The sequence below is a fragment of the Mycobacterium sp. GA-2829 genome (assembly GCF_001499965.1).
Classification (GTDB): domain Bacteria; phylum Actinomycetota; class Actinomycetes; order Mycobacteriales; family Mycobacteriaceae; genus Mycobacterium.
This window is the reverse complement of sequence record NZ_LQIT01000008.1, coordinates 1-21179: the sequence shown is the minus strand read 5'-3', so window position 1 is coordinate 21179 and position 21179 is coordinate 1. Positions and strand designations below refer to the sequence as shown.

Genomic DNA, 21179 nt, shown 5'->3' with positions numbered 1-21179 from the left:
CAGACAGTGGACGGCACACCCTTCGGTCACTACCTGCTGGTCGAACTCCTGGGCCGGGGTGCGACGGGTGAGGTGTGGCGCGCCCACGACACCGTGGCCGGCCGCACGGTCGCACTGAAGCAGCTGTCCGCGCATCTCGGCCGCGACGTCGAGTACCGGATGCGGTTCCAGCGCGATGCGCAGGCCGCCACGCTGCTCAGCCATCCGCACGTCGTCCCGGTGCACGGCTTCGGCGAGATCGACGGGCGCCTGTATGTCGACATGCAGTTGATCGACGGTCGGGATCTGCGGCGACTGCTGAGCCAGGGGCCGCTCGACCCGGCGCGCGCGGTCATGATCGTCGACCAGGTCGCCGCCGCCCTGGACGCCGCGCACGAGATCGGCCTGGTGCACGGGGATGTTCGGCCGTCCAACATCATCGTCGCCGGATTCGACGTCGCCTACCTCGGCGACGTCGGTATCCCCCGGCCGGCCACCGGCCCCTACCAGTACACGGCGCCGGAGCGGTTCCGGGACGGACGCGGCGACGGGCGCTCGGACACCTACGCGCTGGCGTGCGTCCTCTACGAATGCCTGGTCGGTGCGCCCCCCTTCCAGGGCGATGGCCTCGAACAGCAGATCGCCGGCCACCTCATGACGCCACCGCCGCGGCCGTCCACCGTGCTGGCGGGCATCCCGGCGCGGTTCGACCTCGTCATCTCCAGGGGGATGGCCAAGGACCCCGGCGACCGCTACCGAACGGCGGTGGAGTTGGCCCACGCCGCCCGCGCGGCGGTGACCACGACCCTCGCCACGGACTTCCCGCCGCCGCCTGCGGCCGCCCACGCTCGCGCAGGCACGTCGATCGACGCGTTGCTCGACCACACGGTCTCGGCCATCCACAGCGGCGGCGACGGCGACCGGTCCGACGCGGCCGTCGACCCCGACCGCGCGCACGCGGACTTCGATGACCTGCTCACCGCACCGGGCGAACCGGGCGAGATCCGGCGCCTCACGATCATGTTCGCCGACCTCGTCGACTCGACGGTGCTGTCGACCGAGGTCGAACCGGAGACCTACCGCCTCCTCGTGGGCCGGTACCGGCAGCAGGTGCTGCGCATCGTCGGCAAATACGAGGGCCATATCGGATCGACCAAGGGCGACGGTCTGCTCGTCGTCTTCGGCTATCCCGTCGCCCACGAGAACGACGTGCGCCGCGCGGTGCAGGCCGGGCTGGAGATCACCCGCGACGTCGCGCGGCTGAGCGAGCAGGCCGAACGCCGTTTCGGCCTTCGCATCGACGTGCGGGTCGGCGTCCACCGGGGGCTGGTCTACCTCGACACCGCGCAGGACGATGTGTTCGGGCTGGCCGCCAACATGGCGGCGCGGGTCTCGGGGCTCGCGCCACCGGGCACCGTGGTGGTGTCGGATTCGGTGGAGGCGCTGGTCAAGGACACCTTCGAACTGGAAGCGCTGCCGCCTGCGCCGGTGAAGGGCATCAAGGGTCTGGTCAGCCACTCGCGGGTGGTGGGCGAACGCGCGGAGACGTCCCGCGGACACAGCGGCCCACTGGTGGGGCGCGAACGCGAGCTCGCCCGGCTGCGCCGGGGGTGGGTGCGGGCACAGGCCGAGACGCTGACCACACCCGCGGTGGTGATCCGGGGTGAGGCCGGGATCGGTAAGAGCAGGCTGGTCGCCGCGGTGATCGACCTGGTGGCCGACGACGGCGGGGTGGTCGTCGAGCTGGCGGGCTCGCCGTTCCACACCGATGTCGGACTGCACCCGGTGCGTGTGCTGCTGGAGCGCCGCTGCGGTGTCGACCGGATGACCGCCCCGGCGCGGTGTGTGGATCTGCTCCGGGCCGAACTCGCCGCGCGGGGTCTGGATCCGGGAACGGATGTGAGCCTGTTGGCGCCCGTGATGGGCCTCGGTCCGGAGTCCGGATACGAGATGTCGCCGTTCGAGGGCCGCCGACTGCAGGAGGCGATCGGCGCCGCGGTGGCGCGGTACCTGACGGCCTGCCTGAGCGGGGCGCCCGGCCTGATCGTCGTCGAGGACGGGCACTGGCTCGACCCGTCGACGCTCGAGTTGATCGCGGACGTGTTGCGGGCCGCCGACGGCCGGCTCCTGGTGGTGGTCACCGGCCGCCACGGGACCTGGCTGCCCGGTGACTGGCCCGCCAAGATCCTCGACCTGGACCCGCTGTCCGACGACGAGGTGGACACGCTGATCGCGGCACTCGATCCGACGGTCACCGCAGAGGAGTGCGCCGCGGTGCGCGAACGCTGCGACGGTATCCCGTTCTACGTCGAGCAGGTGGTCAGCGGCCTGGGCCAGACCGGTCCCGAGGAGAACCGCCCGCCGGTGCCGGATCCGCTGTACGAGCCGTTGTTCGCCCGCCTCCTCGCGCGGCCCAACGTGGTGCCGGTCGTCGAGGCGGCCGCCGTCATCGGGCGTCAGGTCGACCGCGGATTGCTGATCGCGGTGTGCGGGCTGGCCGAGGACGACGTCGACGACGTGATCGACGAGCTCGAAGACGCGCAGGTGCTCGAACCGCAGGGCGCGGGCGGTTGGCGGTTCCGCCACGAACTGCTGCGCGAGGTCGCCGCGGAGTTGGCTCCGCCCAGCGTCCGACGGGATCTGCACGGCCGGGTCGCCGACGCGTTGACGGGCCGCGCCGCGGGCGACCCCGACTGGCGGCTGGTCGCCGCGCACTACGAGAGCGCCGAGCGGTACGCCGACGCCGCGGCGGCCTACCGCGAGGCGTCGGCGGCCGCCCGGCTCCGCGGCGCACTGCCCGAGGCCCGCACCTACCTCAGCCACGCGCTGTCCGAACTCGAGAAGAGCCCGCCCGACGCCGCCCGTGACCGCCTCGAGATCCGGCCGCGACTGGAGCGCGGATTCCTCGCCGCGGCGATGGAGGGATACCAAAGTGTCTCCGTCGCCGACGATTTCGAGCGTTGCCTGCAGTTGGCGGGCACCGATCTGCACGACGACGAGGTCTGCTCCACGTTGATCTCGGTGTGCAGCTACTACGTGTCGCGTGCCGATCTCGACCGCGCCGCCCAGATCCTGGAGCTCGTCGAGTCGGCACCGGACATGGGCAGAGAATGGCTCCGCCCTTCGGTCAACGGTGCGCTGGGCACGATCGCGTTCGTCCGCGGTCAGATGCCCACTGCCCGTGCACATTTCGCGAAGGCGCTGGAGAGTGTGGCACTCGAGGACCGCCAGCGCATGGGTGAGCTGTGGTACGTCCCGCACGATCCGGTGGCGATGGCGCACGAACATCTCGCGATGGACCGGCTGTGGCGCGGCGACCTCGCGGGCGCGGAGGCCGCCACCGCCGCCGCGCGGCGACGGGCCGACGGGCTGGGCGCCCCGCTGGCGGCGTACAACGTCGTCAACGCGATCGACATGGAGATCTGGATGCGCGTGGACGCCGGTCAGTTCGACCGGGCGCGCGCACTGGTCGCCGAGATGATCCGCCGGTCCGAAGACCACGGCTTCGACTTCTGGCAGCTGTTCGGGACGACCGAACAGTGCATGGTCGACGCCGAGATGGCGCTGCACACTCCGGCCCCCGACCGCACCGCACTCGAGGCGCTGATCACGGCGATGACCCAGGCCGTCGACTTCTGGCGCGCGGTGGGCCTGTACATCTACCAGACCCATTACGACTGCGTCCTCGCGAAACTGCTGACCGCGGCGGGCCGCCACGACGAGGCGCGGCAGCGGATCGAGACGGGTCTGCGCATCGCCGCCGACACGGGCATGCACTTCCACGACGCCGAACTGCTGCGCGCGCGGGCGCGCACCCGCGCCGACGACGCCGACCGCACCGCGGACCTGGCGGCGGCACGACGAATCGCTCGCGAGCAGGACGTTCCGCTGATGGAGTTGCGTGCCGCCCTCGACGACCACGACGTGCGCGGTTCCGCAGCGCGCGGCGTGCTGGCTGCGGCCCTCGAACGCTTCTCGGACGACGGGCCGACGGGCGAGGGCACCCTCCCTGAGCTGCGGCGCGCACGGTCGCTGCTGCGGTGACTGCGACGGCCCGCATACGCCGCCTTTACGTTGCGTGATCAAAATCACATTGGGGCGTATGTGCCGGTCAGACATGTGTCAACTGCGATTTCCGGTGGCCCTACCAACCAGGTGGTTACCCCGGTCGGAGGAATTGCCGGCAGGGGGTTTGAGTTGTAGTTACCGGTGGGTATAGTCGCGGCAGTTACTGGTGGGTAACTTAGCGAAAAGTACCCAACCGAGCTGTGGCATTTCTCATCGAGGAGGCAACGTGAGCCACTACAAGAGCAACGTCCGGGATCAGGTCTTCAACCTGTTCGAGGTGTTCGGCGTCGACAAGGCGCTCGGCCAGGGCGACTTCACCGACCTGGACGCCGACACGGCCAAGGAGATGCTCGGCGAGATGGCTCGCCTGGCCGAGGGCCCGATCGCCGAGTCGTTCGTCGAGGGCGACCGCAATCCCCCGGTCTTCGACCCCGAGACCCACACCGTGACGCTCCCCGAGGGCTTCAAGAAGTCGATGCGCGCGCTGTTCGACGCCGGCTGGGACAAGGCCGGTATGAAGGAGGAGCTCGGCGGTATGCCGATGCCCCGCGCCCTGCAGTGGGCCCTGATCGAGCACGTCCTCGGCGCGAACCCGGCCGCGTACATGTACGCCATGGGCGGCGGTATGGCGCAGATCTTCTACGACAACGGCACCGACGAGCAGAAGAAGTGGGCCAAGTTGGCCGCCGAACACAACTGGGGCGCCACCATGGTGCTCACCGAGCCCGACGCCGGCTCCGACGTCGGCGCGGGCCGCACCAAGGCCGTCCAGCAGCCCGACGGCACCTGGCACATCGACGGCGTCAAGCGGTTCATCACCTCGGCCGACTCCGACGACCTGTTCGAGAACATCATGCATCTGGTGCTGGCCCGCCCCGAGGGCGCAGGCCCCGGCACCAAGGGTCTGTCGCTGTTCTTCGTACCGAAGTTCCACTTCGACCCGGAGACCGGTGAACTGGGCGAGCGCAACGGCGTCTTCGTCACCAACGTCGAGCACAAGATGGGCCTGAAGGTCTCGGCCACCTGTGAGCTGACCTTCGGCCAGCACGGTGTCCCGGCCAAGGGCTGGCTCGTCGGCGAGGTGCACGACGGCATCGCGCAGATGTTCGACGTCATCGAGCAGGCCCGAATGATGGTGGGCACCAAGGCGATCGCCACGCTGTCGACCGGCTACCTCAACGCGCTCGAGTACGCCAAGGACCGCGTCCAGGGCGCCGACATGACCCAGATGACCGACAAGACCGCTCCGCGCGTGACCATCACGCACCACCCGGACGTGCGTCGCTCGCTGATGACCCAGAAGGCCTACGCCGAGGGTCTGCGCGCCCTGTACCTGTTCACCGCGACCCACCAGGACGCGGATGTGGCCAAGGCGCTGCACGGCATCGAGCCCGACCTCGCGGTCAAGGTCAACGACCTGATGCTCCCGATCGTCAAGGGTGTGGGTTCCGAGCAGGCGTACGCCAAGCTCACCGAGAGCCTGCAGACCTTCGGTGGCTCCGGCTTCCTGCAGGACTACCCGATCGAGCAGTACATCCGCGACGCCAAGATCGACTCGCTCTACGAGGGCACCACCGCCATCCAGGCGCAGGACTTCTTCTTCCGCAAGATCGTCCGCGACAAGGGTGTGGCGCTGGCGCACGTGGCGGGCCAGATCGAGGAGTTCGTGAAGTCCGAGACGGGCAACGGCCGGCTCAAGGCCGAGCGTGCGCTGCTCGCGACCGCGCTGACCGACGTCCAGGCGATGGCGGCCACGCTGACCGGCTACCTGATGGGTTCTCAGGAGGACTCGAAGGAGCTGTACAAGGTCGGCCTCGGTTCGGTCCGGTTCCTGATGAGCGTCGGTGACCTCGTCATCGGCTGGCTGCTGCAGAAGCAGGCCGCCGTGGCGATCGAGGCGCTCGACGCCGGCGCCACCGGTGCGGACAAGTCGTTTTACGAGGGCAAGCTCGCGGTCGCGTCGTTCTTCGCGAAGAACTTCCTGCCGCTGCTGACCAGCACCCGCCAGATCGTCGAGAACCTCGACAACGAGATCATGGAGCTCGACGAAGCCGCGTTCTGATCCCTTTCACGCAGAAGGCCCCCGCCACGGCGGGGGCCTTTTGTGATGGTTCAGCGCGAGCAGACGCAGATTCGCGTGCACAGCGTCCGAACAGCGCGAATCTCTGTCTGCTCGCGTAGGAAAGGAGGGCTGGCTGAGAAACAAGGGCGGGTCCGGGAGGACATTGGGGGCGTCTTCTCACTGTGTCTCGCGCCGCCGGTTGTTCACCCCTGCACCGGCTATTTGGATCTGTCACTCCCGAACCCGTCGTGCGACCGACTTTACGCCTCTGATTCCCCTCAGACCAGAGGTGCGGTAAATCGAATCGCAGGAAAGTGGTGGCCCCGTGTTGCCGTCGGGTCGGGGGGTCAGACGGCAACACGGAGCTACCCGGTGTATCGACCGTGCGCGAGGCGGCGTTACACGGTCCCGCGGAAAATTTCGGCGGGCTGGTCAGGCCTCGAGGATCGCGGCCACGCCCTGGCCACCGGCGGCGCAGATGGAGATGAGTCCACGCGCCGGCTGACCGGTCTGCTGCTTCTTCTCCGCGAGCTGCTTGGCCATCTGGGCCACGATCCGCCCGCCGGTCGCGGCGAACGGGTGGCCGGCCGCCAGCGACGATCCGTTGACGTTCAGCTTGCTGCGGTCGATCGCGCCCAGCGCACTGTCGAGGCCGAGGCGCTCCTTGCAGTACTCCTCGGACTCCCACGCCTGCAGATGGGCCAGCACCACGGAGGCGAACGCCTCGTGGATCTCGTAGAAGTCGAAGTCCTGCAGCGTCAGGCCGTTGCGGGCCAGCAGTCGCGGCACCGCGTACGTCGGCGCCATCAGCAGCCCGTCGCGGCCGTTGACGTAGTCGACCGCCGCGCTCTCGCCGTCGACGTAGTAGGCGAGGGGTTCGACGGAGTGCTGCTCGGCCCAGTCCTCGGACGCCAGCAGCGCCACCGAGGCACCGTCGGTCAGCGGGGTGGAGTTGCCCGCGGTCATCGTCGCGTCGCCGTGGCGGACGCCGAACACCGGCTTGAGTTTGGCGAGCTTCTCGGCCGACGAATCCGCGCGCAGGTTGTTGTCGCGGTAGACGCCGAGGAACGGGGTGACGAGGTCGTCGAAGAAGCCGCGCTCGTAGGCGGCGGCCATGTTGCGGTGGCTGGCCGCGGCCAGTTCGTCCTGGTCGACGCGCTTGATGCCCATCTCCTTGGCGGTGATGGCGGCGTGCTCCCCCATCGACATCCCGGTGCGCGGTTCACTGTTGACGGGGATCTCGATGCCGACCGCGGCGGGCAGCTTGCCGACGAGTTTGAGCCGGTCGACGTTCGACTTGGCCCGGCGCAGCCCGAGCAGCGTCTTGCGCAGGTCGTCACCGAACGCGATCGGGGCGTCGGAGGTGGTGTCCACACCGCCCGCGGCCGCCGACTCGTACCGCCCGGCGGCGATCCCGTCGGCCGCGGCGATCGTGGCCTGCAGCCCGGTGCCGCAGGCTTGCTGGATGTCGAAGGCGGGGGTGTACGACGACAGCGCGCTGCCCAGCACGCATTCGCGCATCAGGTTGAAGTCGCGGCTGTGCTTGAGCACCGCACCGCCGATGACCGCGCCCAGCTTCTCGCCGTGCAGGTTGTACCGGTCGATCAGCCCACCCAGCGCCGCGGTGAACATGTCCTGATTGGACGCGTTCGCGTAGGCGCCGTCGGACCGGGCGAACGGAATCCGGTTGCCGCCGAGGACGGCCACCCGCCGCATGCTTCTGCTCTCAGCCACGTTTGCCTCCACTGTCGTTCCGGTTATCTAATGCCCGATATTACCCACCGTTCTTACTCAGGAGTAAGTTCAGGGTGGGACCTCCACTCCGCAGACGAAAGGCAGCTGAAGTGGCCTCCGACATCTATACCCAAATTGTTCACTCGGGCCCGGGTTCGTTTCTCGCGAAACAGCTGGGAATCCCCCAGCCCGAGACGCTGCGTCGCTACCGGGCCGGCGAACCGCCACTGCCCGGCGCGCTGCTGATCGCCGGCGAGGGCCGCGTCGTCGAACCCCTGCGTGCGGCGCTCGCCGACGACTACGAGATCGTCGCCAACAACATCGGTGGCAAATGGGCCGACAAGTTCGGCGGCCTGGTCTACGACGCCACCGGTATCACCGAACCCGAGGGCCTCAAGGGCCTCTACGAGTTCTTCACCCCGCTGCTGCGCAACGTCACACCGAACGCGCGGTTGGTCGTCGTCGGCACCGACCCCGACGACGCCGAGACCCCGCACGAACAGATCGTGCAGCGCGCGCTCGAGGGCTTCACCCGCTCGCTGGCCAAGGAGATGCGGCGCGGGGCGACGGTGTCGCTGGTGTACCTGTCGGCCGACGCGAAACCGGCCGCAACCGGTCTCGAGTCGACGATGCGGTTCATCCTGTCCGGCAAGTCCGCTTACGTCGACGGTCAGGTGTACCGGGTCGGCGCCGACGACGCCGCCCCGCCCGCCGACTGGGACAAGCCGCTGGCGGGCAAGGTCGCCGTCGTGACCGGTGCGGCCCGCGGGATCGGGGCGACCATCGCCGAGGTGTTCGCCCGTGACGGCGCAACGGTCGTCGCGGTGGACGTCGAGGGTGCCGCCGAGGACCTGGCCAAGGTGGCCGAGAAGGTGGGCGGCACCGCGCTGACCCTCGACGTGACCGCGGCAGACGCCGTCGACAAGATCGCCGCGCACGTGCGCGACCATCACGGCGGCAAGCTCGACATCCTGGTCAACAACGCCGGTATCACCCGCGACAAGCTGCTGGCCAACATGGACGAGGGCCGCTGGGATTCGGTGATCGCGGTCAACCTGCTGGCCCCGCTGCAGCTCACCGAGGGGCTCGTCGACAACGGTGTGCTCGGTGAGGGCGGCCGGGTGGTCGGGCTGTCGTCGATGGCAGGCATCGCGGGCAACCGCGGTCAGACCAACTACGCCACCACCAAGGCAGGCATGATCGGCCTGACCGACGCGCTGGCGGACAAGCTGCACGACAAGGGCATCACGATCAACGCCGTCGCACCGGGGTTCATCGAGACCAAGATGACCGAGGCGATTCCGTTCGCGACCCGCGAGGTCGGCCGTCGGCTCAACTCCCTGTACCAGGGCGGCCAGCCGGTGGACGTCGCCGAGACCATCGCCTACTTCGCCAACCCGGCGTCGAATGCGGTGACAGGCAACACCATTCGGGTGTGCGGCCAAGCCATGCTGGGGGCCTGACATGAGTGGACAGCCCAGCGGGGCGCGAAACCTGTTGATGGCGGTCGCCGGTGCGCTGCCGTTCGTACCGCGCGGCGATTCACTGCCCGAGCGCACGCTGGCCGTCGAGGACCTGACGATCGATCCGGCCACCGTCGCGCAGTACGCCGCGGTGACCGGGCTGCAGTTCGGCGACACCGTGCCGCTGACGTATCCCTTCGCGCTGACGTTCCCGACGGTGATGGAACTGATCACCGGCTTCGATTTCCCTTTCGCCGCAATGGGTTCGGTGCACATCGAGAACCACATCACCCAGCACCGGCCGATCTCGGTCCGCGACACCGTGTCGGCACAGGTGCACGCGGAGAACATGCGCGAACACCGGCGCGGTCTGCTGGTCGACGTCATCACCGACGTGAAGGTCGGCAACGAACCGGCGTGGCATCAGGTGACGACGTTCCTGCACCAGCAGCGGACCAGTCTGTCGGACCAGCCCAAACCGCCGCCGCAGAAGCCGCCGAAACTCGGGCCGCCGAATGCCCTGCTGAACATCACCGCGGGGCAGATCCGCCACTACGCCTCCGTCGGCGGCGACCACAACCCGATCCACACGAATCCCCTTGCGGCCAAACTGTTCGGCTTCCCGACCGTGATCGCCCACGGGATGTTCTCGGCGGCCGCGGTGCTGGCCAACATCGAGGGTCAGCTGCCGGGTGCGGTCCAGTACTCGGTGAAGTTCGCCAAACCGGTCGTGCTGCCCGCCAAGGCCGGTCTGTACGTCGACCGCACCGCCGACGGCGGCTGGGACCTCACGCTGCGGAACAAGAAGGGTGAACCCCACCTGACGGGTACCGTCCGCCCGCTCTGACCCGTCGAGACTGCGGAGTGATCGCCGATACGCGCGATTTCGCGATCTCCCCGCAGTCTCGGCGTCGGTGGACATACGATTCCGCCATGATCCGGGCGGGCCTGGTTCTCCCCGTGGCCGCGACGCTGACCGTCGCGGGTACCGCCGCCGCGCAGGCCCAGCCCCCGCCGCCGTGCACCTACACGCTGTCGACCCCGGTGGTGGTGGACACCGCCGAGGGGCCCGCCGTATCCGCCACGGTGGCGCCCGCGCAGTGTGGCTGGCCCGCCGAGCCCGGTTTCGCGGTGGCGTGCCTGCAGCTCAGCGGTGACGGCTCGGTCACCCGGTGCATGCAGTCCCGCGGCACCGACAGCGCGCAGGTCCTCTTCACGCCGTACGTACCCGGGGTGGGCTACACCGCGACGGGGCGGGGCTGCGGCAGGTGGGCCGGTCAGCCGCCGGCGCCGCTGTGCCAGCCACTCGGCCCGCAGACCGCGGTCCCCCCGACATGACGCGCGTGCCGCCGGTTCGGCTGGTGCGCACCCTCGACCGGGTACGCCAGCTGCTGTACCGCGGCTATCAGCGCAGCGCGCCGCCGACTGCGGTGATGATGGAGAAGATCTTCGGTGCCTGGGTGGCGCAGGGCATCACCGTGGCCGCCGACCTCGGGGTGGCCGACGCGCTGGCCGATGGACCGCTGTCCCTGTACGACCTGGCCCAGCGGGTCGACGCCGACCCCGATGCGCTGTCGCGGCTGATGCGGGCGCTGATCGGCGAGGGCATCTTCACCCGGCGCGGCGACGGCCGCTACGCGCTCAACCCGCTGGGCGCCACGCTGCGCACCGGTGCGCCGATGTCGATCGCGGGGATGGCCCGGTTCGTGGGCCACCCGGACCACCGCGAACACTGGAGTCACCTGCGCGAGGCGATCCGCACCGGCGAGGCCACCATGCCGAAGCTGCGGGGGATGCCGGGGTTCGAGTACCTGGCGGCGAACCCGGACCTGAGCGCGGTCTTCAACGCCGCCATGACCGACCTGACCGAGACGTCGGCCGCGGCGGTGACCGCGGCCTACGACTTCAGCCCGTACGCCAGGATCGTCGACGTCGGCGGCGGGCACGGCCGGTTCCTGGCGGAGATCCTGGCGGCCACCCCGTCGGCGCGCGGGGTCCTCTACGACCTCCCCCAGGTCATCGAGGGCGCCCCCGACCTGCTGCGCCGACATGGGGTGGCCGACCGGGTCGACCTCGTCTCCGGCTCGTTCTTCGACCATGTGCCCGCCGGCGGGGACGCCTACGTCGCCAAGAACGTCATCCACGACTGGCCCGACCACCAGGCGCTGACGATCCTGCGCAACATCCGCACCGCGGCGGATACGGGCACCGTGGTGCTGCTGGCCGAACTGGTCATCGGAGACCACGGGGGCAGATTCGTCGGCAACTGGACCGACCTGGAGATGCTGATGGCCACCGGCGCGCGGGAACGAACCAAGGCGGAGTATCGAAAGTTGTTCACGCAGGCGGGTTTCCGGTTGACCCGGGTGGTGCCGACAGTCGCGCCGATCAGCCTGATCGAGGCGACGGCCGTCTAGGTGGACGCGACCGCGGCGTCTTTCGACATCCCCGGGTCGCTGCGCTCCTGCCCGCCGGCATCCGACGGGGTGCCCTTCAGGCCGCGCCAGAACAGGTTGATCATCAGCTCCGCGGCCTCGTGGACGTCGGCGTCGCCGGTGCTGACCCGGGTGGCGATCGCCTCACCGGCGCCGACGAGTGCGACCGCCATCATCTCGAAGTCGGTGTCGGGCTCCGGGTGCCGGGTGCCCTCCTGCAGGAGCTTGCCGACCAGTTCGATGATCCGCTCGCGGCCTTCCCGCACGGTGTGGGCGAACGTCTGCGAACTGGTGGCCTGGGTGTACAGCACGATCCACGACGCGCGGTTGGTGTCGATGTAGGTCAGGAAGGACAGCACCGCGGTGCGCAACAGGTCGCGCGCGCTCTGGGTGAAGTCGATCTTGCTGCGCACCTCGTCGACGAACCGGCTGAGCTCCCGGTTCAGGCACGCCCCGAACAGCTCCTCCTTGGACCCGTAGTACAGGTAGAGCATCGGCTTGGAGATCTGCGCCTCGGCGGCGATCGCGTCCATCGACGTCTCGTGGTAACCGTTCACCGAGAACATCTGCACGGCCGCGTCGAGCATCTGTTGCTCGCGCACCGCGCGGGGCAAACGCTTCGTTCCTCCGGCCATCAGACAAGGGTAATCGGTCGCACCGCGGGGCTCAGAACGTCAGGCCAGGAGTTCGCCGCGGCGTTGCTCCTCCCACAGCGCCATCCGGGTGCGGGCGGGCTCCCCGATCGCGTCCATCACCAGCGGAAGCAGCAGTTCGGTGAGCAGGAACCCAGCCGCCATGCTCTGGTAGACGGTCCCGACGGTGCTGGATGCAGCCAGCACGACCTCCGCGTCGGGCGCGACCGGACAGGCCAGCTCGTCGGTGATCAGCACGACCGCGGCGCCGGCGCGGTGGAACCGGGCGGCCACGTCGACCGCGCTGGCCTGGTAGCGGTGGTAGTCGAACAGCACGAGCACGTCTCGGCGCGTCAGCTCCATCATCGCGCCGAGGTCGCGGCCCGCCGGTTCGGCCAGCAACCGCACCCCGGGGCGGAGTTGTTCGAGGTGGGCGGCCAGATGCTGGGCGAGCAGCAGCGAGAACCGGCCACCGTGCAGGAACAGCGGCCGCGACGGGTCGGCCAACAGGGCCACCGCCGCCTCCAGTGAGGAGTCGGACATCGTGGCGAGCGTGTCAAGAGCACGGTCGTTCTGGGCGCGAGCCTGGTGGAGCAGCCGCTCGAGCATGCTGCCCGCGGCGGGGGCGTCCGGCAGGCGGGTGAGCGGCCCACTGGACATCGCCGAGATCTCGGCGCGCAGCGCGACCTGCAGGTCGGCGAACCCGTCGAAGCCCAGCGAGTGCGCGAACCGCAGCACGGTCGGCGGGCTGACCTCGGCGCGTTCGGCGAGCCGGGCGGCGCTGGCCAGCCCGGCGCTCGGGTAGTCGGCGAGCAGCGCCCGGCCGACGCGCCGCTCGGCGCGGCTCAACATCGGCAGCGCGGCGGCGGCTCGTGCGGCCACGGTCTCGCCGGCGCGGTCGGTCACTCCCGGGACCCGTCCTCGAGGGGATGCAGGCTCATCGACAGATCATGCAGGGACACCGCGGTCACGCATTCGGGCGGCAACGGCTGCCAGTCGAGGTCGCCGAAGCCCGTCGACCCGATCACGAACGTGTCGTCGTCCGGGCGGGCCCAGCGCAGTGCGAAGTAGTCCTCGAGGTGTTCGGTCGGCAGGTCCGCGGCGGTGATCTCCTCGATGTCCTCGGCGGGCAGGCTGCTGCGGGCGTGGGCGTCGACGGCGATGAGCTGGCCCTCGCCGAGCAGCAGCGCGTTCAGGCTGGCCTCGGGGTACCGGCCGCGCAGGTCGGCCACAGCGCGGCGCACCGCTTCGGCCAGGGTGGGCGCGGCGCGGCGGTGCTGACGGATCAGCGCGAAGTAGCGCTCGCTGTCGGTGGTGCCGCGCAGCGTGGCGGCGATGTCGGCGTCGAGCATCTGGTCCAGCGGCGCCATCGGTTTGATCGACCCGTTGTGGGCCATGGCGAGTCCGTCGGCGAGGAACGGGTGGGAGTTCTCCGGGCGAACCGCCAGACCGTTGGTGGCCCAGCGCAGGTGCACCATGCTCGCCACCGCGTGGCGGCCGGAGGTGGCGGTGTCGAAGGCGGCGTCGTCGAGCGCGCTGCCCGCCGACACCTGGACCCGGGGCAGCCCGTCGGCGCGGTCGACGTCGGCGATGCCCCAGCCGTCGCCGTGGATCTTGGTCAGCGCGACGAAATCCTTCAGCGTCGGCGCACCGACGGCATCGGTCACCGACACCGGAACGGTGGATACGACTCCCAGCAGCCGACACATACGCGCATCCTCCCAGTACCGGATCTAACGAATCAATCGTGATCGACAGATTTTAAAGATTGTGAAACATCCATGACATAGGGTTCGCGAAGACTCGACCGCCGAGGAGGACATCGAATGCCGCAGCAGGACGAGGAGTTACGGGCCAAGGGGATCGCGCTGATCGCCGGGTCGGTGACCGACCTGGCCGGGGTCACCCGCGCCAAGTACGTCCCCGTGCATCGGCTCGGCGCGTTCGAACAGTCCGGGATGGGCGTCTCGCCGTCGTGGAGCGTGTTCTGCGTGGACAGCGGTATCGCGTTCACCCCGGCGATCGGTGTTGCGGGCGACCTCCGCATCCGCATCCGCGGTGACCGCCTACGCATCGTCGAGGACGGGATCGCCTGGGCCCCGGGCGATTTGCACGACCAGTACGGCGACCCGGCACCTCTGTGCCCGCGCTCGCTACTGGCCCGCGCGGAGCAGCGCGCCACCGAACAGGGCCTGCGGGTCCGCGTCGGCGGGGAACTGGAGTGCACGATGCTGGCGGCCGACGGCGGCCCGGCCTCGGCCGAGCCGTGGTCGCCCTACGGCATCCGCACCTCACTCGACCGCTCGGCGTTCCTCGTCGACCTCATGGGCGCCGCGGAGCGCGCCGGCCTCTCCGTCGAACAACTGCACACCGAGTACGGCCACGACCAGCTGGAGATGTCGCTGGCGCCCGCGGGCGCCGTGGAGACCGCGGACGCAATCATCCTGGCGCGCATCGTGATCGGGCGGGCCGCCGCCCGCCACGGCCTGAAGATCTCGTTCTCGCCGGTGCCGTTTGAGGGTGCGGCCGGAAACGGTGCGCACCTGCACCTCTCCCTCGCCGACGGCGACGGTCCGCTGTTCTCCGGCGGGGACGGCCCCTACGGGATCCGGCCCGACGGCGGTGCAGCGATCGCGGGCGTCCTCGACACCCTGCCGGACCTGATCGGGGTGTACGCGGGGTCGGTGCTGTCGGCGCAGCGGCTCAAGCCGGGCAACTGGGCCGGTGCGGCGGCATGCTGGGGATTGGAGAACCGCGAGGCCGCGGTCCGGTTCATCGCCGCGACGCCCGGGAGCCCGCACGGCGCGAACGCCGAACTCAAACTCGTCGACCCGAGTGCGAACCCCTATCTGGCGGCCGCCGCATTCCTGGGCAGCGCGCTGCGCGGTATCGACCGGCGACTTCCGCTGCCGCCCGAGGTCCCCGAGGACCCGCGCAAAGTCGGCGCCACTCCACCCCCGCTCCCGCTCGGGCAGCAGGCCGCTATCGAGGCGCTGGAGAACTCCGCGGTGGCCGCCGAACTGCTCACCGCACCGGTCATCGAGGCGCTGGCCGCCGTACGTCGTCACGAGCTGACCACCTACGGCGAGCGCACCCCCGCCGAGACCACCCAGGCGCTGCGCCTCGCCTGGAGCTGTTGACCACCGTCGAGAGGAGTCCCCGATGACCCAGACGCCACCCGAGACCAATCTGCCCGACACCGACCAGCTGCCGCACCGCCGCCTCCCGTTCTGGGTGGCACTGGCGATGTCCGTGGCGCTCGTCGGCCCGACGCTGGCGATGTCCGGCAACGGGCAGGGCCTCATCGGCACCGTCGGCAAGGCCATCCCGCTGGTGTTCCTGATCGGTCTGGTCGGGGTGTCGCTGGTCGGGTACAGCTTCGTGCGCCTGACCCGCCACCTCAACCACGCCGGGTCGGCGTACGGACTGGTCGGCGGGACGATCGGGCCGCGCGCGGGGTTCTTCTCCGGCTTCGCGATGCTCGGCGCCTACGCCGGGTTCTCGATCGGCACGCTGGCGCTGACCGCCGCGTTCACCAACGCGTTCATCGCCCAGTTGCAACCCGACGCCGAAGACCCGTACCAGGTGCCGTGGCTGCTGGTGGTGCTGGTGGCCGCGGTCATCTCGTTCCTGTTGGCCGGCCGCGACATTCGGCTGCTGGCCAAGATCCTGCTCGGCATCGAGGGTATCGGCATCCTCGCCATGGTGGTGTTGGTCGCGGTCATCTTCGTCAAGGGCGGGGCGCCGACCACCGGGGTCGACTTCAGCGTGTTCACCTTCGACGGGGTCTCGGCGTCGGCGGTGCTCAGCGGTGTGGTGGCCGCGTTCCTGTCGTGGGCGGGGTTCGAAGCGTGCGCGTCGATGGGTGAGGAGACCGACGACCCCGGCCGCAACATCCCGCGGGCGCTCGCCGGCACCCTGCTGCTGACCGGTGTGCTGTTCGTGGTCGTGATGTTCGCCCAGGTCATCGGATTCGGGACGGACGAGGCCGGGCTGGCGGCGTTCCAGGGATCGGGTAACACCCTCGGCGATCTCGGCAGCAGCTATGTCGGACAGTGGTTCTCGCTGCTGATCATCTTCACCGCGACGGTCGCCGCGTTCGGCTGTCACCTGGCCACCTCGGCGACGTCCGGCCGCATGCTCTACGCGTTCGGCCGCGACGGATTCGGCCCGAAGGCGTTGGCGCACATCCACGCCCAGACCGGCGGCCCGCGCCGGGCCACCTGGCTGGTGGTGGGTGTCGCCCTGGTCGTCGACATGCTGTGCGGTGCGCTCGACTGGCCGGACATGGGCACCGGCAACGACGCGATCGACACCTACTTCCTGTTCGCCGTCGCGGGTTCGGTGTGCCTGATGGTGTGCTACCTGCTGGTCGAGATCGCCGCGGCGTGGTTCGTCGGCGCGCCGAAGTTCACCGCCGTACACGGCGGGACGGGCAGGGTGCTCGGCCTGTTGCTGCCGCTGCTCGGTGCGGTGGTGATCGCGGTGGTGCTGTGGTTCAACGTCAAGGACGCCGAGACGTGGTCGGCCGCGCCGATGCTCGGAATCTACTGGTGTGCAATTGGTCTGATCATCGCGCTGGCCGCTTCGGGGATCGCCAAACGGGTCGGCGAGTCGCTGACCCGCGAACTCGAGTTGGCCCCGCCGGTCGACCCGAAGGGGTGAGCACTACGTTGGCCGCAGTGCCCGTCGACGAGGAGGTCGCGCAGTATGCCGGTTGGTGACCACACCGACGTGTTCGCCGGGGTGACGGCGGAGGTCCCCGATGCGCTGGCCGACCACCTGCGCACCGTCGACCTGATCGACCACCACGTGCACGGCACCTTCAACCAGCTCGTCGACCGCGCCGGGTTCGAGGCCGCCATCAACGAGGGCTCCACCGATCCGGTGCCCGCGTTCATGACGCAGTTCGACTCCCCGCTCGGGCTGGCGATCCGCCGCTGGTGCGCACCGGTACTCGACCTGGAGCCGCTTGCCGACGCCGACGAATACTGGGCCCGCCGAAGCGAATTCGGCCCGGACGAGTTGGCCGAGCGGTTCCTGCGCGCGGCGGGGGTGTCGCGCTGGGTGATCGACACCGGCTTCAAGGGCGACCTGATCACCACGCCGGAGCAGATGACCGCGCTCAGCGACGTCCCGTCGTCGGAGATCCTGCGGCTGGAACGGCTCACCGAGGACCTCCTCGAGGCCGGTACCGCGCCGCGTGACTACCCGCAGGCGTTCCGGGCCGCGCTGGAGGCGGCCGCCGCCGACCCCGGCACCGTCGGGGTCAAGACCATCGCGGCCTACCGTGTCGGATTCGACATCGACTGGTCGCGGCCCGCGGAGGCCGCCGTCGTCGACGCCGCCCAGCGGTTGGCCGCGGGCGGTGGACCCCTTCGGGTCGCCGACCCGGTATTGATCGCTTTCGGGGTGCACGAGGCTGCCGAACGGGGTCTGCCGATCCAGGTTCACGTCGGCTTCGGTGACCGCGACCTGGACCTGCACCGGACCGATCCGCTGTTGCTGCTGCCGCTGCTGCGCGCGATGACGCCGGTGCCGGTGCTGCTGCTGCACTGCTACCCGTTCCAACGCGAGGCCGGATATCTCGCGCAGGCCTTCGACCACGTGAACTTCGATGTGGGACTGGCGATCAACTATCTGGGCCCGCGGTCGACCGCACTGGTCGGCGAGGCGCTGGACACCGCCCCATTCGCCAAACAGCTCTACTCCTCCGACGCGTTCGGACCGCCGGAGCTGCACCTGCTCGGCTCGGTGCTGTGGCGGCGGGCGATGGGTCTGGTGCTCGGCGAGTGGGTACGCACCGGCGACTGCACCGAAGCCGACGCGATCCGCATCGTCGACATGATCGGTGTGCACAACGCCGAACGGGTCTATGGGCTCTGACCGGCACGCCCGCGCACCATTGTTCGACGCGCTGCGGGAATTCGTCGAGCGCGGGCAGGCGCCGTTCTACAGCCCCGGCCACAAGGGCGGCCGCACACTGGACCCGTGGCTGCGCGAGCACATCGCCGCCGTCGACCTGAACAACCTCGCCGACCTCGACACCTTGCACTGCCCCAGCGGGCCGATCCTCGACGCCGAGACGCTGATCGCCGATGCGTGGGGCGCCGACGCGAGCTTCATCATGGTGCAGGGTTCGACCGGCGGGAACATCGCGGTGGCGCTGTCGGCGCTGCGGCCGGGGGATCCGGTGCTGGTGCAGCGCAACGCGCACAAGTCGGTGCTGGCCGGCCTGGTGCAGTCCGGCGCCCGACCGATCTGGGTGACACCGCAGTGGGATCCCGAATTCGGTGTCGCGCATGGACTTCCGGTTGATCGGGTGGAGGCTGCGCTGGCGTCGGAGTCCGCGGCGGCGCTGTGGATCCTGCACCCCACCTACTTCGGGACCACGGCCGACATCACCGCACTGACCGAAGTCTGCGGCCGCCACGGCATCCCGCTGCTGGTCGACGGCGCACACTCCCCGCACTTCGCCTTCCACCCTGACCTGCCCGTCGCCGCCGAGACCGCGGGTGCGGCGGCCACCGTGCAGTCGGTGCACAAGATCATCTCCGGGTTGAGCCAGGCGGCGGTGCTGCACGTCGACACCGATCAGCTCGACGTGCCCACGGTGCGGCGCGCACTGCAGCTGGTGCAGACCACCAGCCCGCACTTCGCGATCATGGCGTCCATCGACCTGGCCCGCCGCCAGATGATGACCGAGGGGCGCGACCTGCTCGACGCCACGCTGCGGCGGGCCCGCGACGCCGCCGCCCGGCTCGCCGACATTCCGGGTCTGACCGTCTTCGGCGACCGGCACCTCACCGGACCGGGGACCGGGCTGCACCAGCGCGACGCGACGAAGCTGCTGATCGGCACGCAGGGGCTGGCCGCCGACGCGGCCGACGTGCTGACGCGGCTGAACCGCGGGCACGGCGTGCAGCCCGAACTCGCCGGGGCCGGGCACATCCTGTGCATCACCACGATCGGAAACACCGACGCCGACATGGACCGGTTGGTCGACGGATTCGCCGCCGTCGCCGATGAAGTGGGGCGACGCGACGGCGCGCGGCCGGCCGAGGTGGACGGGGTGCTCGACGTGACGCCCGAGATCGTGCTGACCCCGCGGGAGGCGTTCTTCGCCGACGTGGACACGGTGGCGCTGACCGCGGCGGCCGGCCGCATCGCCGCCGAGCCGATCACGCCCTACCCGCCGGGGATCCCCCTGGTCATGCCCGGGGAACGCCTCAGCGTCGAGGTGGTCGACGCGCTGTCGGCGTTGCGCACCGGGGGCAATCCGATCAGCGCGTCCGACCCCACCCTGGACCGGGTGACCGTCGTCCGTCACCGCCCGGCGTAGACGACCTCGTAGAGCGATTCGATCTCGGCGGCCGACGGGATCACCGGGTTGTTGCCCGGCGACCCGGACTCCAGCGCCTGGGTGGCCATCAGCGGGATGCGGGCATCCCATTCCGCCTTGTCGATCCCGTAGGAACTCGGCGTGGGCACCTCGAGCTCACGGCACAGCTCGCACAGGGATTCCACCAGGGTCTGCGCCGCTTGCGCATCGGGCGCGGAGTCGTCCACGACGCCGAGGGCCCGCGCGCAGTCGGCGTACCGCCGCTCCGCACCGGACAGTGAGAACGCGGTGATGGCGGGCAGCAGCATCGCGTTGGACAGTCCGTGGGCCACCTGGAAGTGCGCACCGATGGGTCTGCTCATCCCGTGGACGAGGGCGACGCTCGCATTCGAGAACGCCATGCCGGCCTGCATGGAGGCGAGCATCATCGCCTCGCGGGCGACGCGGTCGGAGCCGTCGGCGTATGCGGTGCGGATGTGCTTGCCGATGGTGCGTATCGCGGTGAGCGCCAGCCCGTCCGAGAACGGGTTGGCCTTGCGGCTGACGTAGGCCTCGATGGCGTGGGTGAGGGCGTCGACTCCGGTGTCCGCGGTCAGCCGCGGCGGCATGGACACCGTGAGCTCGAAGTCGACGACGATCGCCATCGGCAGGAACGACAGGCCGGGGCAGAGCATCTTCTCGTTGGACTGGCTGTCGGTGATGACCGTGAACTGCGTTGCCTCCGAACCACTTCCGGCAGTGGTGGGGATGGCGACGATCGGCAGCGCGGCGCCGGTGTAGTTGCGCGGCGCCTTGTAGTCGCGCATGCGGCCCTCGTTGGGCGCCAGCACCGCGAGGGCCTTGGCCGAATCCATCGGGCTGCCACCGCCGAGCCCGATCACCACATCCGCCCCGTGGCCGGTGATCACCTCGACGCCGGCGCCGAGGGATTCGGTGGTGGGGTCGGGCACCACACCGTCGAAGACCGTCGGGGCCAGACCGGCCGCGTGCAGCCGTTCGAGGATCTGCGCGGTGACACCGGTGGAGGTCATGAACGTGTCGGTGACCACCACGGGACGGCTGTGGCCGAGTTGGGCGACGACGGAGCCGATCTCGTCGACGGCCCCGGCGCCGATCCTGGCGATGCGCGGTAGGGAGATGTGTGCGGTCAAGTCGATACCCCAGCGATCTTGAAAATGGTTCGCGTGAAATGGATTTCCTGAATTCTCGAGTGCGCCCCACACCTGCGTCAACGCCTAGAATTGCAGTCGCCAGTGCAAAAACGCACACCGGCAGTGAGGGGATTCGACGGTGATCGCCGACAACATGCTCTACCTCCTCGAGGTGTCCCGGACCGGTCGTGGGGGGGGGGGGGGGGGGGCGGGGGGCGGGGCGCCCCCCCCCCGGGGGGGGGGGGGGGGGGCCGCCGGGAAAGAGGGGGGGGGAGCGCGGGTTGGGGGCGCCGCGGGGGGGGGGGGGGCGCCC

15 protein-coding genes are annotated in these 21179 nt (G+C 70.0%); 10 read left to right on the top strand and 5 right to left on the bottom strand.

Features of this window, described 5'->3' with window-relative positions; all coding sequences use genetic code 11:
• The first annotated feature begins 6 nt into the window (after positions 1-6).
• The gene (locus tag AU194_RS06220; protein WP_197417530.1) at positions 7-4023 is read left to right on the top strand and encodes a serine/threonine-protein kinase PknK; all 4017 of its coding nucleotides are present in this window, start codon (positions 7-9) and stop codon (positions 4021-4023) included.
• A gap of 250 nt (positions 4024-4273) precedes the next feature.
• Complete coding sequence (locus AU194_RS06215; RefSeq protein ID WP_059088370.1) at positions 4274-6109, top strand: acyl-CoA dehydrogenase; 1836 nt, start codon at positions 4274-4276, stop codon at positions 6107-6109.
• Positions 6110-6541: 432 nt separating this feature from the next.
• On the opposite strand, the gene AU194_RS06210 is transcribed toward AU194_RS06215, so the two are convergent.
• Positions 6542-7843, bottom strand: a complete 1302-nt coding sequence (locus AU194_RS06210; RefSeq protein ID WP_059088369.1) for an acetyl-CoA C-acetyltransferase — start codon at positions 7841-7843, stop codon at positions 6542-6544.
• A 110-nt stretch (positions 7844-7953) separates the two neighbouring features.
• On the opposite strand from AU194_RS06210, the gene AU194_RS06205 reads away from it, so the two are divergent.
• The 4 genes from AU194_RS06205 (at position 7954) to AU194_RS06190 (ending at position 11723) form a co-directional block, all read left to right on the top strand.
• Positions 7954-9306, top strand: coding sequence for a 3-oxoacyl-ACP reductase (locus AU194_RS06205; protein WP_059088368.1), 1353 nt, complete (start codon positions 7954-7956; stop codon positions 9304-9306).
• A 1-nt stretch (position 9307) separates the two neighbouring features.
• Positions 9308-10153: a MaoC/PaaZ C-terminal domain-containing protein gene (locus AU194_RS06200; RefSeq protein WP_059088367.1), complete on the top strand. Its 846-nt coding sequence runs from the start codon at positions 9308-9310 to the stop codon at positions 10151-10153.
• A gap of 86 nt (positions 10154-10239) precedes the next feature.
• Positions 10240-10644: a hypothetical protein gene (locus tag AU194_RS06195; RefSeq protein ID WP_059088366.1), complete on the top strand. Its 405-nt coding sequence runs from the start codon at positions 10240-10242 to the stop codon at positions 10642-10644.
• Positions 10641-11723 (top strand): methyltransferase, encoded by a 1083-nt coding sequence (locus AU194_RS06190; RefSeq protein WP_059088365.1) that lies wholly within the window; start codon positions 10641-10643, stop codon positions 11721-11723. The genes AU194_RS06195 and AU194_RS06190 overlap by 4 nt, the downstream gene beginning before the upstream one ends.
• On the opposite strand, the gene AU194_RS06185 is transcribed toward AU194_RS06190, so the two are convergent.
• From AU194_RS06185 to AU194_RS06175, 3 genes are read right to left on the bottom strand one after another with little or no spacing between them, the layout of a single operon-like run.
• Positions 11720-12376 carry a TetR/AcrR family transcriptional regulator gene (locus AU194_RS06185; protein ID WP_059088364.1) on the bottom strand — a complete coding sequence of 219 codons (657 nt, stop codon included), beginning with the start codon at positions 12374-12376 and terminating at the stop codon, positions 11720-11722. The genes AU194_RS06190 and AU194_RS06185 overlap by 4 nt on opposite strands.
• A gap of 39 nt (positions 12377-12415) precedes the next feature.
• Positions 12416-13279, bottom strand: coding sequence for a MurR/RpiR family transcriptional regulator (locus tag AU194_RS06180; RefSeq protein WP_231743187.1), 864 nt, complete (start codon positions 13277-13279; stop codon positions 12416-12418).
• The gene (locus tag AU194_RS06175) at positions 13276-14082 is read right to left on the bottom strand and encodes a class II glutamine amidotransferase (protein WP_059088363.1); all 807 of its coding nucleotides are present in this window, start codon (positions 14080-14082) and stop codon (positions 13276-13278) included. The genes AU194_RS06180 and AU194_RS06175 overlap by 4 nt, the downstream gene beginning before the upstream one ends.
• A gap of 117 nt (positions 14083-14199) precedes the next feature.
• On the opposite strand from AU194_RS06175, the gene AU194_RS06170 reads away from it, so the two are divergent.
• The 4 genes from AU194_RS06170 to AU194_RS06155 are packed head-to-tail and all read left to right on the top strand — an operon-like array spanning position 14200 to position 19715.
• Positions 14200-15513 (top strand): glutamine synthetase family protein, encoded by a 1314-nt coding sequence (locus tag AU194_RS06170; protein ID WP_059088362.1) that lies wholly within the window; start codon positions 14200-14202, stop codon positions 15511-15513.
• A 22-nt stretch (positions 15514-15535) separates the two neighbouring features.
• A complete protein-coding gene (locus AU194_RS06165) occupies positions 15536-17038 on the top strand; it encodes an APC family permease (protein WP_059088361.1) in 1503 nt (500 codons plus the stop codon).
• A 45-nt stretch (positions 17039-17083) separates the two neighbouring features.
• Positions 17084-18259, top strand: coding sequence for an amidohydrolase family protein (locus tag AU194_RS06160; protein WP_059088360.1), 1176 nt, complete (start codon positions 17084-17086; stop codon positions 18257-18259).
• A complete protein-coding gene (locus tag AU194_RS06155) occupies positions 18249-19715 on the top strand; it encodes an aminotransferase class I/II-fold pyridoxal phosphate-dependent enzyme (RefSeq protein WP_059088359.1) in 1467 nt (488 codons plus the stop codon). Before AU194_RS06160 ends, AU194_RS06155 begins: the two co-directional genes overlap by 11 nt.
• Here the strand turns inward: AU194_RS06155 and AU194_RS06150 are convergent.
• On the bottom strand, positions 19700-20866 hold the full coding sequence (locus AU194_RS06150) for an iron-containing alcohol dehydrogenase (RefSeq protein ID WP_059088358.1): 1167 nt from the start codon (positions 20864-20866) through the stop codon (positions 19700-19702). The two genes, AU194_RS06155 and AU194_RS06150, sit on opposite strands and share 16 nt — an antisense overlap.
• Positions 20867-21179: the final 313 nt, after the last annotated feature.

Coding starts and splice junctions, on each gene's coding strand:
- AU194_RS06195 (WP_059088366.1), top strand. CDS start 10,240: ATGATCCGGGCGGGCCTGGTTCTCCCCGTGGCCGCGACGCTGACCGTC.
- AU194_RS06175 (WP_059088363.1), bottom strand. CDS start 14,082: ATGTGTCGGCTGCTGGGAGTCGTATCCACCGTTCCGGTGTCGGTGACC.
- AU194_RS06155 (WP_059088359.1), top strand. CDS start 18,249: ATGGGCTCTGACCGGCACGCCCGCGCACCATTGTTCGACGCGCTGCGG.
- AU194_RS06160 (WP_059088360.1), top strand. CDS start 17,084: ATGCCGGTTGGTGACCACACCGACGTGTTCGCCGGGGTGACGGCGGAG.
- AU194_RS06170 (WP_059088362.1), top strand. CDS start 14,200: ATGCCGCAGCAGGACGAGGAGTTACGGGCCAAGGGGATCGCGCTGATC.
- AU194_RS06185 (WP_059088364.1), bottom strand. CDS start 12,376: ATGGCCGGAGGAACGAAGCGTTTGCCCCGCGCGGTGCGCGAGCAACAG.
- AU194_RS06200 (WP_059088367.1), top strand. CDS start 9,308: ATGAGTGGACAGCCCAGCGGGGCGCGAAACCTGTTGATGGCGGTCGCC.
- AU194_RS06190 (WP_059088365.1), top strand. CDS start 10,641: ATGACGCGCGTGCCGCCGGTTCGGCTGGTGCGCACCCTCGACCGGGTA.
- AU194_RS06165 (WP_059088361.1), top strand. CDS start 15,536: ATGACCCAGACGCCACCCGAGACCAATCTGCCCGACACCGACCAGCTG.